The organism is Delftia sp. WSY_16, from assembly GCF_043104415.1.
In the GTDB taxonomy this organism is placed as follows: Bacteria; Pseudomonadota; Gammaproteobacteria; order Burkholderiales; family Burkholderiaceae_C; genus Comamonas; species Comamonas tsuruhatensis.
In genome coordinates, this window is sequence record NZ_JBICKS010000037.1 from 286,972 (window position 1) to 299,242 (window position 12,271).

The following is a 12,271-nucleotide window of genomic DNA, read 5'->3' on the forward strand; positions in this document are numbered from 1 at the left end:
CGTGAAACAGGGCCGCTGGCCCCTGCCTTCTCAGGCGTGTTCCAGCAGCTGGGTCTCGCGCGTGTCCCGGCCAGAGGCCAGCGAGGCGCGGCCTGCCGCCGGCGCCAGGCTGGGCTGGCCCTGGGAGGGACGGCCATAGGAAGCATGCGAGCCCATGGACGCCACGGCCGCACCGGCAATGCGGAACTGTCCCACCACCTGCGCCAGGCGCGCGGCCTGCTCGCGCAGCGACTCGGCGGCTGCGGCCGATTCCTCGACCAGGGCTGCGTTCTGCTGCGTCATGCGGTCGATGTCGCCCACGGCCTGGTTGACCTGGCCGATGCCGCCCGACTGCTCGCTGGAAGCCGCCGTGATCTCGCCAATGATGTCGCCCACGCGCTGCACGCTGTCCACGATCTCCTTCATGGTCTTGCCAGCATCCTCCACCTGGCGCACGCCCACATCCACGGCCTGCACGCTGGTCTGGATCAGCGCCTTGATCTCGCTGGCCGCCTGGGCCGAGCGCTGGGCCAGGGATCGCACCTCGGCCGCCACCACGGCAAAGCCGCGGCCCTGCTCGCCGGCGCGCGCCGCTTCCACGGCGGCGTTCAGCGCCAGGATGTTGGTCTGGAAGGCGATGGAGTCGATCAGGCCGATGATGTCGCCGATCTTGCGGCTGGAGGTCGTGATCTCCTGCATGCTCACCACGGCCTGGGCCACCACGTCGCCACCGCGCGTGGCCGTGGTCGAGGCAGAGGCCGCCAGCTGGTTGGCCAGCTGCGAGGACGATGCCGTCTGCTGCACCGTGGCCGTGAGCTGGGACAGCGAGGCCACGGTCTCCTGCACATTGCTGGCCGTCTGCTCTGTGCGCGAGGACAGGTCCTGGTTGCCCGTGGCGATCTCCTGGCTGGCCGTGGCGATGTTGCCGCTGGCGTCGCGCACCTGGGTCACCATGGAGCCCAGGCTCTGCTGCATCTGGTCCAGCGCGCGCTGCAGGTCGGCCACCTCGTCCTTGCCCTCCACCTTCACGCTCTGCGACAGGTCGCCCTGGGCGATGGTCAGCGCCGTCTGGCGCGCCTGCACCAGGGGGCGGCAGATGGACAGCATGTTCATCAGCGTCAGCGGCACCACCACCAGCACCGTGAGCACCACGGCGGCAACGAAGATCCACTGCGTCTGCTCGGCCACGCCCTGCTCCTCGGCGGCCATGGCATCGACCTGCTGGCGCAGCAGCTGGTCGAGCTGGGCGATGAGCTTTTCGACCTCGGCCACCTCGGCCATGGCCTTGCCGCTCATGCGGTTGGCCGTGGTGGCCGTGTCGTAGCCACCGGCCTCCAGCTGGCGCGCAATGTGCTCGAACTGCTGGCGGTAGCGGTCCACACGGTCGGAGATGCCGCTGACGATGGCATCGTCGGCAGGGTCCTCGTCCTTCAGAAAACGCCCCGCCACGGCCTTGACGCGCTCGATGGCCGCCAGCCACTGCCCGTGGGCCTTGCGCACCTCGTCGGCACGCTCGTACTGGATGATCATGTCCTTTTCATGGGCGCGCACCGCGCCCAGCTCGGCGCGCAACTCCACCATGTAGCCCATCTTGGCGTACGAGGTATGCATGAACTGCTGACTCATGCCATGGATGCGGAACATGCCCAGCATCCCGGCTCCGCCCAGCAGACCCAGCAGCACCAGCACCATGGCGATGGCACCCAGCATCCGCGTGCGGATCGTGAAAGCCCGCATCATTCCCAACAAGTTCATGACCGTTTTCCTCTCTGTCAGTCAGGGCGCACGCACGGTCTCCAAATGCATAGCGCCAACGTAAATACAAATTGTTGCAGTTTGTCAGATGATCGCCAATGGTCTATGACGGTTTTTGCATATTCACGGCTCTTTTCGATCTATCGGCCATTGCAGCGGATCATTGAGCCGGCCGACTCACATCGAGTTGGGCCAAATCAACCCTTGCCCAGCCAGGCGCTTGACCTTGCCATGGTGTCAGGGTTCAACATGCCGTCCATGGCTTGCGCCACTTCGGCGCGCCCCAACCAGGAGCTAGAAATGCAACATGTTTTCACCGTGCAGGGCATGACCTGCGGCCACTGCGAACGCGCCGTCACCCAGGCCGTGCAGGGCGTGGATGACCAGGCCCAGGTAAAAATCGATCGCGCAGCCCAGCGCGTGGAAGTCGACAGCAGCGCCAGCCGCGAGGCGCTGGGCGCGGCCATCGCCGAAGAAGGCTACAAGGTCGCCTGAGTCCCCGGAGTGACACGCACCATGTCCGCCCAAGCACAGCACTGGCCCGTCTCCATCGGCGAGGCCGCGCGCCGCGCCGGTGTCTCGGCGCGCATGGTGCGCCACTACGAAGCCCAGGGCCTGCTGCCGCCCATGCACCGCACGGACGGCGGCTACCGCCAGTACGCCGAGTCCGACGTGCACGCCCTGCGCTTCATCCGCCGCGCCCGCGACCTCGGTTTCTCCATGGACGAGATCGCCACCTTGCTGGGCCTGTGGCAGGACAAGAGCCGTGCCAGCAGCCAAGTCAAGGACATCGCCCAGCGCCACATCGACGCACTGACCGAGCGCATCGCCGCCATGCAGGCCATGCAGCGCACGCTCAAGACCCTGGTGCACTGCTGCCACGGCGACGACCGGCCGGACTGCCCGATCTTGGATGATCTGGCGGCGCCCGACACAGTGGGAAGCGGCGCTTAATTTAAGCTGTGGGCATGCTTACCACGCCCACCCAGCTTCACCAATGGTTGCTTGAGCCTGAAGGTCAGCGGCTTGAGTTCAAGGAAGCCAAGCAGCGCTATGACTTTGAAAAACTGCTCAAGTACTGCGTAGCCCTGGCCAACGAAGGCGGCGGCGCCATCGTGCTGGGCGTGACCGACAAACGACCTCGCCTCATCGTGGGTACGCAGGCGTTCGAAGATCCGGGCCGCACCGAGGCCGGATTGCACCAGAGACTGGGCCACCGTATCCCTGTTGAGGAACTGCGCCTGCCGCAAGGCCGTGTGCTGGTTGTGCGTGTGCCCTCCCGGCTGCCGGGCACGGCATGGCAGATCGACGGCAGCTTTCTCAAACGGGCCGGCGATGATCTGGCGGCAATGAGCGCGCAAGAACTGCGGGCCATCTTCGATGAAACCGGCCCCGACTTCTCGGCACAGCCATGCCCAGGGGCCACGCTGGAGGATCTGGAGCCGTCATCCATTGCATTGTTCCGGGAGCGCTGGGCTCGCAAAGGCAATACCGCTCGCAGACGCGAACTGAGCGACGAACAGACCCTGCGGGATGCAGAGTTGCTCGTAGAAGGCAATCAGGTGAGCTATGCCGCGCTCATCCTGTTCGGCAAAAGAGCGGCTCTGACAAGATGGTTGGCCCAGGCGGAGCTGGTCTTTGAATACCGGTCGTCCGAAGCAGCAGGACCGGCTGCCGATCGCGAAGAGTTTCGAGAGGGCTTTTTTGCGTGGCAGGACGCGCTCTGGAAAAAGATCAACTTGCGCAATGACCGCCAAAGCTACCAGGACGACTTTTTCCGCATGGACCTGCCGACATTTGCCGAGGTTCCGGTCCGGGAAGCGCTCCTGAATGCGGTTGCCCATAGGGACTATCGCCTGGGTGGTTCGATTTTCGTCAGGCAATTTTCCAAGCGGCTGGAGGTGATCAGCCCGGGAGGGCTGCCGCCCGGAATCACGCCCGAGAACATCATTGACCAACAGAATCCGCGCAATCGCAGACTCGCCGAAGCCCTCGCCCGCTGCGGCTTGATCGAGCGCTCTGGTCAAGGCCTGAATCTCATGGTGGAAAGCGCGGTGCGACAAGGCAAGCCCCTGCCCAGCCTTGCAGGAACATCCGCCCACGAAGTACGGCTGACCCTGGAAGGCGGAGTGCGCAACCCGGCCTTCGTACGCTTCATGGAGCACCTCGGCGAAGAGAAGCTGAGCAGCTTCTCGACATTGGACTACCTCGCGCTGGAATGCCTGCAACAGGAAAAGCCGCTGTCTGCCCCTTTGAGGGAACGCCTTGCAGGCCTGCTGGCGGCGGGAGCGGTGGAATCCATAGGTCGAGGCAAAGGGACGCGCTACATCCTGTCCGAGGCCTTGTATGCGTCTTTGGGCGCAAAAGGAACGCATACCCGGCAACGCGGCCTGGACAGAGAGACCAACAAGGCGCTGCTGCTCAAACACCTCACAAAGCACAGAGAGCATGGTGCTGCGCTGGCCGAACTGCGGCAGGTGCTGCCGTCCTTGCCAATGAGTGCCGTTCAGGATCTGCTGAAAGAGCTGCGCAATGAGGGGCGCCTCCAGCTGATGGGTGCGCGCCGTTGGGCACGATGGCATTTGTCGGATTGATATCTGCAGCGTTTGGGCCGTGGCATCAAGACCGGTCTATGAGTCCAAAAGATGCCAAGTTCTTTAGCCTCTTTTAGAGAGTGCGAAAAACTGTTTCCCCACAACGACTTATAAAGCGCCCCAAAATTGCCGGAGGCTCTTTTAGGCTCTTGGAAACACCTCTATAGAACCAAAGCTCTGCGGGCATGTGCGGCTTCGGCTCAATCCTTGGAAGGGTTTGCCGCGCGCTTTGCGGGGGCCGCGCGCCGAGCAGGCTCCGCCCTGCGCAACACCCCCCCCATCAAGGTATCAATGCACTGCTGCGCCACTTCCTCGGCCGAGTACTGGCCGCCGGGCTGGTACCAGCGGCCTATCCAGCTGAGCGCGCCGGCAATCACGAAGGCGGTCATCTTGGGGTCGCAGGAGGCCAGGGAGCCCTCCTGCACGCCAGCGGCCACCAGGCGCCGGAAGGCCTGGTCTATGGCGGCCTTCTGGCGGCGCAGTTCGCGGCGGCTGTCGGGGGGGACCTGTTCGTCGCCGACACGGATCAGGCACATGCCGAAGTCCATGGTGACGATGCGCGCATAGACCTGCATGCAGGCGCGCAGCTGGTCCACGGCCTGGCCACCTGCGCGGCGCGAGGCCTCGATGCCTTCCAGCGTCATGGCCAGGCCCTGGTTCACGCACTGCAGCAGGATCTCGTCCTTGTTCTTGACGTAGTAGTACAGCGTGGGCTTGCTCACGCCCAGCCGCGCGGCGATGTCGTCCAGCGAGGTGGCGGAGAAGCCGCGCTCGTTGAACAGCTGCGCGGCGGCCTGCAGCACGGCTTGGCGCTTGGCCTCGCGCTGCTGCTCGCGGTCGGGCGTGCCGCTCCAGGGCGAGTCCACGGCGGGCGCCGCACGGCCTTTGCGGGCGCGGGTTCCGGGGCTGGGTCGGGTCTTGATTTCAGGGCTCGATGGCTTCATGGCGGCGGGTGCACCGGGGAAATCACCGATGCTGCATGCGGTGGGCGACAACCAGAATCTACTCCAAAGTAAACAGCCTACGCATCAGTAGGCTCCTGCCCGGCTCGACGAACCAACGCACGAGACAGCCATGGAGACACACCCCGACGGCGGCCGGCCCGCCCCCTTGCTGCAGGTCGATGGCATCACGCTCGCCTTTGGCGGCGTGAAGGCGCTGTCGGGCGTGGGCTTCGATGTGCAGCCCGGCTCGATCACGGCGGTGATCGGTCCCAACGGCGCGGGCAAGACGTCGCTGTTCAACACCATCTCGGGCTTTTACCGGCCCACGGGCGGCTCCATCCGCTTCCAGGGCGAGGACATCACGCGCGTGCCGGCGCCGCGCCGCGCGCGGCTGGGCCTGGGGCGCAGCTTCCAGAACATTGCGCTGTTCCGGGGCATGACGGTGCTGGACAACATCAAGCTGGGCCGCCACGCCCACCTGCGCACCAACGTGTTCGATGCCCTGCTCTACCTGGGCCGCGCTCGCCGCGAAGAGGCCGAGCTGCGCCGCGACATCGAGGAGCGCATCATCGATTTCCTGGAGATAGACCACATCCGACATGCGCCCGTGGCCGCCCTGTCCTACGGCCTGCAAAAACGCGTGGAGATGGCGCGCGCCCTGGCCATGCAGCCGCGCATCCTGATGCTGGACGAGCCCGTGGCCGGCATGAACCGCGAGGAGACCGAGGACATGGCGCGCTTCATCCTGGACGTGCGCGCCGAATGGGGCGTGACCGTGCTCATGGTGGAGCACGACATGGGCATGGTCATGGACCTGTCCGACCATGTGGTGGTGCTCAACTTCGGCCAGGTCATCGCCCAGGGCACGCCCGCCGTGGTGCAGGCCGATCCCGAGGTGAACCGGGCCTACCTGGGCGCCGGTGATGTGGGCGAGCTGCGGCGCCGGCTGCGCGGCGCGTCCGCCCGGCCGGAGCCCGCCACGCCGCAGCCTGCCCTGGCACAGGAAGCCGCATGATGGACTGGGCCTACCTGTTCGAGATTGCCCTCACGGGCCTGGCCGGCGGCGGCCTGTATGCGCTGGCCGCGCTGGCCTTCGTGGTGGTCTACAAGGCCACGCGCGTGGTCAACATCGCCATCGGCGAGCTGCTGATGGTGGGCGCCTACCTGTTCTTCACCTTCGCGGCCATGTTCGCGCTGCCGCTGTGGCTGGCCATTCCCGCCGCCGTGCTGGGCACGGGGCTGCTGGGCGCGCTGATCGAGCGCACCATGATCCGGCCGCTGCTGGGCGAGCCGCCGATCTCGGTGTTCATGGTCACCGTGGGCCTGGCCTCGGTGCTGGTGGGCCTGGTGGAGCTGATCTGGACGGCCGACCAGCGCCGCCTGCCCGAGTTCATGCCCACGCAGCCCGTGATGATCGGCGAGGCCTTTCTCGCGCCCAAGGTGGCCTGGGGCGCAGCCGTGGCCGTGGTCTTCATCGCGGCCGTGCTGCTGGTGTTCCGCTACTGGCGCGGCGGCGTGGCCCTGCGTGCGACGGCCAGCGACCAGGCAGCGGCCTATTCGGTGGGCATCAATGTGCCGCGCGTGTTCTCGCTGGCGTGGGCGGTGTCGGCCATGATCGCCGCCGTGTCGGGAATCATCGTCGGCTCCATCGGCGGCATCTCGTCGAGCATGGGCGTGTTCGGCCTGTCGGTGCTGGTGGTCGTCATCGTGGGCGGGCTGGACAGCGTGCTGGGCGCCCTGGTCGGCGGCCTGTTCATCGGCCTGGTGGAGGCGCTGGCCGGCGCCTACCTGGGCGGCGAATACAAGCTGCTGGCCACCTTCATCGTGCTGGTCGTGGTGCTGATGCTCAGGCCCTACGGCCTGTTCGGCACGCACGAGATCGAGCGGCTCTAGACAGTTTCGCAAGGACGGCAGCATGCGCATAGGCACCCTCAAGGAAAGCTACATCGCCGACGCGGCGCTGTTCGACTCCCGCACGCAACGCATCTGGCTGGCCGTGGCCGGCGCGCTGCTGCTGCTGTTCCCCTTCATGGCCAGCGACTACTGGCTGTACCTGGCCTGCCTGGTCAGCATCAACGTGGCCAGCGCCACGGGGCTGAACATCCTCACGGGCTACACGGGCCTGGTGAGCCTGGGCCAGGCCGCCTTCATGGGCCTGGGCGCCTATACGGTGGCCATCGTGCAGGCGCGCTGGGGCACGCCCGTGCTGTTCAACCTGCTGGCGGGCGGCTTCGTGGCCATGCTGGGCGGCATCGTGGTGGGCCTGCCCTCGCTGCGCGTCAAGGGCCTGTACCTGGCGATTGCCACCATCGCGGCCTCGTTCATCGCGCACTTCCTGTTCGCCAACCTCAGGCTCACGGGCGGCACGGCCGGCCTGACGCTGCAGCCGGCCACGGTGTTCGGCGTGGCGCTGGATACGTCGTTCCGGCTGTACTGGGTGATCGTGCCGGTCACGCTGCTGATGCTGCTGGGCGCGGCCAACCTGTTTCGCACGCGCACAGGCCGCGCCTTCATCGCCATCCGCGACCGCGACATCTCGGCCGAGGTGCTGGGCATACCGCTGCTGCGCTACAAGCTGCTGTCGTTCGGGCTGTCCTCGTTCTACGCAGGCGTGGCGGGCGGGCTGTGGGCGTACTTCTTCCGCGTGGTCACGCCTGAGAGCTTTCCGCTCTTGATGTCCATCTTCTTTCTGGCGGCCATCATCGTCGGCGGCATGGGCTCCATCCTGGGCTCCATCCTGGGCGCGGTCTTCATGACCATGGTGCCGGAGCTGCTCAAGCTCATCGTGGACCTGCTGCCCGGCGGCTCCGAGCTCACCGTCTTCCTGTCGCCCGTGCGCACCATGGTGTTCGGGCTGCTGATCATCGTCTTTCTGGTCTTCGAGCCGCAGGGGCTCGCACAAATGTGGCGGCGCCTGCGCCGCTTCTTCCACCTGTGGCCCTTCCGCAATTGAGGCGGCGCCGCGCACGACAAGCAAAAGGAGACAAGCATGCAGCAACACCCGACTTCCTCGCGCCGCCGCAGCCTGCTGCTGGCGGCCGGCGCCAGCCTGGCCGCGCCGCTGGCCGCCCGCGCCCAGGCCGGTGGCGAAGACATTGTGATCGGCGGCTCCATCCCCATGACGGGCGTGTTCGCCTTCGCGGGCGTGGGCATCAATGCCGGCATGGGCGACTACGTGAAGATCGTCAACGAGGCCGGCGGCATCAAGGGCCGCAAGGTCCGCTACGTGCCCGAGGACACGGGCTACAAGGTCGATGTCTCGGTGGCCGCGTTCAAGAAGATCACCAGCCAGAACAAGGTCAACCTCTACTACGGCGACTCCACGGGCTTTTCCAAGACCATCAATCCGGAGCTGGACCGCAACGGCGCCATCCTCATGGCGGGCGCCTCCTTCGCCACCGAGCTCAACAACCCGGCCAAGTACCCGAACCAGTTCCTCGTGGGGCCCGACTACACGGAGATGTTCGGCATCCTGCTCAAGCACATCGCCAAGGAAAAACCGGGCGCCAAGGTGGCCTTCGTCTACTCCGACTCCGAATTCGGCCGCGACCCCATCGAGGCCAGCGAAGCGGCCGCCAAGAAGCTGGGCCTGAACATGGTGGCCAAGCTGATGACGCCGCCCGGCAGCGTGGACGTGTCCACCGAAGTCATCAAGCTGCGCCGCGCCGCGCCCGACTACACCATCTTCCACGGCTACATCCTCGCGCCCATTCCCGAGTTCATCCAGCAGGGCAAGCAGATGGGCATGACCAGCCGATGGATGGGCACCTTCTGGACCATGGACAGCTCCACCGTCATGAAGATGGGCGAGGCCGGCGACGGCTTCATGGGCGTCATGCCCTACCGCTACTACTACGACACCTCGGCCAAGGCGCCCATGCTGGACAAGATCCGCGCGCTGCGCCCCGAGTACCAGAGCACGGCCTATATCCAGGGCTTTCTGGCGGCCATGCTGTTCGTGGAATCGGCCAGGCGCTGCCTGGACGCGGGCAAGCCGCTCACCGGCCCCAACCTCAAGGCAGCGCTCAACTCCATCAAGGACTTCGACACGGGCGGACTGATCGGCGTGCCCATCACCATCAAGGGCAATTCGATTCCCGTGGGCCGCGTCTACAAGGCGGACATGAAGGCGCAGAAGATGCTGCCCGCCTCTGACTGGATCGCACTTTGACTGTCGTCCGAACAGACGCCCGCACATGACCGAGCAGCCCACGGACAAGGTCCTCGAAATCAACAACATCGAGGTCATCTACAACAAGGTCGTGCAGGCCCTGCGCGGCCTGTCGCTGGCCGTTCCGCGCGGCCAGATCGTGGCGCTGCTGGGCAGCAACGGCGCGGGCAAGAGCACCACGCTCAAGGCCGTCTCCGGACTGCTGGCGCTGGAGGACGGCCTGCTGGCCAGCGGCAGCGTGCGCTACAACGGCCAGTCCACCGCGCAGTACGCGCCCCAGCAGCTGGTGCGCCTGGGGCTGTCGCATGTGATGGAGGGCCGGCGCGTGTTCGAGGACCTCACGGTGGAGGAAAACCTCGTGGCCGCGACCTACGCGCTCACGGGCCGCCATCAAGTCAAGCCCGACTTCGACCTGGTCTACAGCTACTTCCCGCGCCTGCATGAGCGACGCAAAGGCCTGGCCGGCTACCTGTCGGGCGGCGAGCAGCAGATGCTGGCCATTGGCCGCGCGCTGATCGCCGAGCCCCAGCTCATGCTGCTGGACGAGCCCTCGCTGGGCCTGGCGCCCAAGCTGGTGGAGGACATCTTCACCATCATCGCGCGCATCAATGCCGAGCGCGGCACCTCCATGCTGCTGGTCGAGCAGAACGCCACCGTGGCCCTGGCCGTGGCGCACAGCGGCTACATCATGGAGAACGGCAAGATCGTCATCGACGGCCCGGCCGAACGCCTGGCCCAGGATGCCGACGTGCGCGAGTTCTACCTGGGCATGGGTGGTGGCGGCGAGGCAAAAAGTTTTCGCGACCTGAAGCACTACAAGCGCCGCAAGCGCTGGTTGTCATGAAGCACCCCCTGAGTCGCTTCGCGCCTTCCCCCTCTCTCCCGCTTCGCGAGGGAGGGGGACAGCACCCTCGGTGCGGGGCGGCCCTTCCTCGGTGCTCCCGTGTGGGGGCACGCCAGTGTCACAGGCAGCGCGATGGGTCATTGATATGAAGAACCTTCCCGAACTCACCCTGCCCCAGATGCTGGCCGAACGCGCGCGCAGCGATGCCCAGCGCGTGGCCATACGGCAAAAGGACTTCGGCATCTGGAAGCCCACCAGCTGGGCGCGCTACCACGAGCGTGCCAGCCACTTCGGGCTGGGCCTGGCGCAGCTGGGCCTGCCGCCAGGCGGCCACATGGGCGTGATCTCCGAGAACCGCATCGAGTGGGTGCTGGCCCAGATGGGCGCGGGCCTGATCGGCGCCATCACCGTGGGCGTCTACCCCACCAGTCCCACGCCCGAGGTCGCCTACGTGGCCGGACACGCGGACATCGCCATCATGGTGTGCGAGGACCAGGAGCAGACCGACAAGCTGCTGGCCGCCCTGCCCGAGCTGCCGCAGCTGCAGAAAATCATCGTCATGGAGACCAAGGGCCTGCGCAGCCTTGCGCCCGAGCTGCGCGCACTGATCACCACCTTCGACGAGGTCGAGCGCCTGGGCGCCCAGGCCGCCAGCCGCGCCCCCATCGAACAGGCGCTGGCACGCCAGACGCTGGATGACGTGGGGCTGATGATCTACACCTCGGGCTCCACCGGCAAGCCCAAGGGCGCCATGATCACCTACCGCAACATCCGCGGCGTGGTGCCCGGCATTGCCGAGCGGCTGGGGCTGGATGGCGGCACGCGCCACCTGTCCTACCTGCCGCTGTGCCACGTGGCCGAGCAGATGCTGACCAGCTTCGTGCCGGTCTACCTGGGCTCGCAGGTGCACTTCGGCGAGTCCATCCGCACGGTGCAGGAAGACCTGCGCGAAGTCGCGCCCAACATGTTCCTGGGCGTGCCACGCATCTGGGAAAAGCTGCATGCGGCCATCAGCATCAAGATGCAGGAGACCGGGCCGCTGCGCCGCACGCTCTACCGGCGTGCCATGGCCGCCTGCGCGCCGCTGGCCGAAAAGCCCCGCAGGCAGTGGAGCCTGGCCGAACACCTCACCTGGGCCGCCAGCTACTGGAGCGTGCTGCGCGCACTGCAGAACTTCATCGGCCTGCGCCAGGTGCGCGTGGCGCTCACGGGCGCCGCGCCCATACCACCCGACGTGGTGCGCTTTTTCCGCACGCTGGGCGTGCCGCTGATCGAGGTCTACGGCCTGACCGAATCCACGGGCATGGTCACGGGCCACCGGCTGGACGACGTGTCCGTGGGCAGCGTAGGCGTGGCCACCGAAGGCGTGCAATGGCGCATTGCCAGCCTCGACAGCAGCGCGGGCCACGAGGGTGACGACAGCGGCGAACTGCAGATCAAGGGCGACATGGTCTTCGCGGGCTACTACAAGAACCCCGAGGCCACGGCGCAAAGCATCCAGGACGGCTGGCTGCACACGGGCGACGTGGTGCGCGTGCAGGGCGGCCAGCTGCGCATCGTGGACCGCCTCAAGGACATCATGATCACCGCCGGCGGCAAGAACCTCACGCCCTCGGAGATCGAGAACACCATGAAGGCCAGCCCCTTCATCAAGGAGTGCATCGTCGTGGCCGAGGGCCGCAAGTTCGTGGGCGCGCTGGTGCAGATCGACTACGAGACCGTGGGCCAATGGGCCCAGGCGCGGCGCATTGCCTTCACGCATTTCCGCTCCCTGGCCGAGATGCCCGAGGTGCGCGCGCTCATCGAGGCCGAGATCGCGCAGGGCAATGCGCGCCTGGCCCAGGTCTCGCATGTGCGGCGCTTCCATCTGCTGACCAAGGAGCTGGACCACGACGATGGCGAAGTCACGGCCACGATGAAGGTGCGCCGCTCGTCCATCTACAAGACCTACGCCGCCGAAATCGACGCCCTGTACCACTGAGCC

11 protein-coding genes are annotated in these 12,271 nt (G+C 66.4%); 9 read left to right on the forward strand and 2 right to left on the reverse strand.

What is annotated here, in order from left to right; genetic code table 11:
- Nucleotides 1-30: 30 nt before the first annotated feature.
- Complete coding sequence (locus ACF8O7_RS19290) at nt 31-1,734, reverse strand: methyl-accepting chemotaxis protein (RefSeq protein WP_016447285.1); 1,704 nt, start codon at nt 1,732-1,734, stop codon at nt 31-33.
- Nucleotides 1,735-2,034: 300 nt separating this feature from the next.
- On the opposite strand from ACF8O7_RS19290, the gene ACF8O7_RS19295 reads away from it, so the two are divergent.
- The 3 genes from ACF8O7_RS19295 to ACF8O7_RS19305 are packed head-to-tail and all read left to right on the forward strand — an operon-like array spanning nt 2,035 to nt 4,328.
- Nucleotides 2,035-2,229 carry a heavy-metal-associated domain-containing protein gene (locus ACF8O7_RS19295; protein WP_012201975.1) on the forward strand — a complete coding sequence of 65 codons (195 nt, stop codon included), beginning with the start codon at nt 2,035-2,037 and terminating at the stop codon, nt 2,227-2,229.
- Between the two features lie 21 nt (nt 2,230-2,250).
- Nucleotides 2,251-2,688 carry a Cu(I)-responsive transcriptional regulator gene (gene cueR, locus ACF8O7_RS19300; RefSeq protein ID WP_046985949.1) on the forward strand — a complete coding sequence of 146 codons (438 nt, stop codon included), beginning with the start codon at nt 2,251-2,253 and terminating at the stop codon, nt 2,686-2,688.
- A gap of 14 nt (nt 2,689-2,702) precedes the next feature.
- Nucleotides 2,703-4,328, forward strand: coding sequence for an ATP-binding protein (locus ACF8O7_RS19305; RefSeq protein ID WP_088166414.1), 1,626 nt, complete (start codon nt 2,703-2,705; stop codon nt 4,326-4,328).
- A gap of 200 nt (nt 4,329-4,528) precedes the next feature.
- Here ACF8O7_RS19305 and ACF8O7_RS19310 read toward each other — a convergent pair whose 3' ends face one another.
- A complete protein-coding gene (locus ACF8O7_RS19310; protein ID WP_392444040.1) occupies nt 4,529-5,272 on the reverse strand; it encodes a TetR/AcrR family transcriptional regulator in 744 nt (247 codons plus the stop codon).
- Nucleotides 5,273-5,402: 130 nt separating this feature from the next.
- On the opposite strand from ACF8O7_RS19310, the gene ACF8O7_RS19315 reads away from it, so the two are divergent.
- From ACF8O7_RS19315 to ACF8O7_RS19340, 6 genes are all read left to right on the forward strand, one after another.
- On the forward strand, nt 5,403-6,287 hold the full coding sequence (locus tag ACF8O7_RS19315; protein WP_126311541.1) for an ABC transporter ATP-binding protein: 885 nt from the start codon (nt 5,403-5,405) through the stop codon (nt 6,285-6,287).
- A complete protein-coding gene (locus tag ACF8O7_RS19320) occupies nt 6,284-7,165 on the forward strand; it encodes a branched-chain amino acid ABC transporter permease (RefSeq protein ID WP_017406956.1) in 882 nt (293 codons plus the stop codon). The genes ACF8O7_RS19315 and ACF8O7_RS19320 overlap by 4 nt, the downstream gene beginning before the upstream one ends.
- Before the next feature lie 22 nt (nt 7,166-7,187).
- On the forward strand, nt 7,188-8,225 hold the full coding sequence (locus ACF8O7_RS19325; RefSeq protein ID WP_034365427.1) for a branched-chain amino acid ABC transporter permease: 1,038 nt from the start codon (nt 7,188-7,190) through the stop codon (nt 8,223-8,225).
- 36 nt (nt 8,226-8,261) lie between these two features.
- Complete coding sequence (locus ACF8O7_RS19330) at nt 8,262-9,443, forward strand: ABC transporter substrate-binding protein (protein ID WP_016447278.1); 1,182 nt, start codon at nt 8,262-8,264, stop codon at nt 9,441-9,443.
- Between the two features lie 25 nt (nt 9,444-9,468).
- Complete coding sequence (locus tag ACF8O7_RS19335; RefSeq protein WP_016447277.1) at nt 9,469-10,287, forward strand: ABC transporter ATP-binding protein; 819 nt, start codon at nt 9,469-9,471, stop codon at nt 10,285-10,287.
- A gap of 145 nt (nt 10,288-10,432) precedes the next feature.
- Nucleotides 10,433-12,268, forward strand: a complete 1,836-nt coding sequence (locus ACF8O7_RS19340) for an AMP-dependent synthetase/ligase (RefSeq protein ID WP_392444042.1) — start codon at nt 10,433-10,435, stop codon at nt 12,266-12,268.
- Nucleotides 12,269-12,271 lie beyond the last annotated feature (3 nt).

Excerpts from the sequence above, each read along its gene's own strand:
- ACF8O7_RS19295 (WP_012201975.1), top strand. The coding sequence starts at position 2,035 with ATGCAACATGTTTTCACCGTGCAGGGCATGACCTGCGGCCACTGCGAA.
- cueR (WP_046985949.1), top strand. The coding sequence starts at position 2,251 with ATGTCCGCCCAAGCACAGCACTGGCCCGTCTCCATCGGCGAGGCCGCG.
- ACF8O7_RS19310 (WP_392444040.1), bottom strand. The coding sequence starts at position 5,272 with ATGAAGCCATCGAGCCCTGAAATCAAGACCCGACCCAGCCCCGGAACC.
- ACF8O7_RS19315 (WP_126311541.1), top strand. The coding sequence starts at position 5,403 with ATGGAGACACACCCCGACGGCGGCCGGCCCGCCCCCTTGCTGCAGGTC.
- ACF8O7_RS19290 (WP_016447285.1), bottom strand. The coding sequence starts at position 1,734 with ATGAACTTGTTGGGAATGATGCGGGCTTTCACGATCCGCACGCGGATG.
- ACF8O7_RS19320 (WP_017406956.1), top strand. The coding sequence starts at position 6,284 with ATGATGGACTGGGCCTACCTGTTCGAGATTGCCCTCACGGGCCTGGCC.
- ACF8O7_RS19335 (WP_016447277.1), top strand. The coding sequence starts at position 9,469 with ATGACCGAGCAGCCCACGGACAAGGTCCTCGAAATCAACAACATCGAG.
- ACF8O7_RS19305 (WP_088166414.1), top strand. The coding sequence starts at position 2,703 with ATGCTTACCACGCCCACCCAGCTTCACCAATGGTTGCTTGAGCCTGAA.
- ACF8O7_RS19340 (WP_392444042.1), top strand. The coding sequence starts at position 10,433 with ATGAAGAACCTTCCCGAACTCACCCTGCCCCAGATGCTGGCCGAACGC.
- ACF8O7_RS19330 (WP_016447278.1), top strand. The coding sequence starts at position 8,262 with ATGCAGCAACACCCGACTTCCTCGCGCCGCCGCAGCCTGCTGCTGGCG.
- ACF8O7_RS19325 (WP_034365427.1), top strand. The coding sequence starts at position 7,188 with ATGCGCATAGGCACCCTCAAGGAAAGCTACATCGCCGACGCGGCGCTG.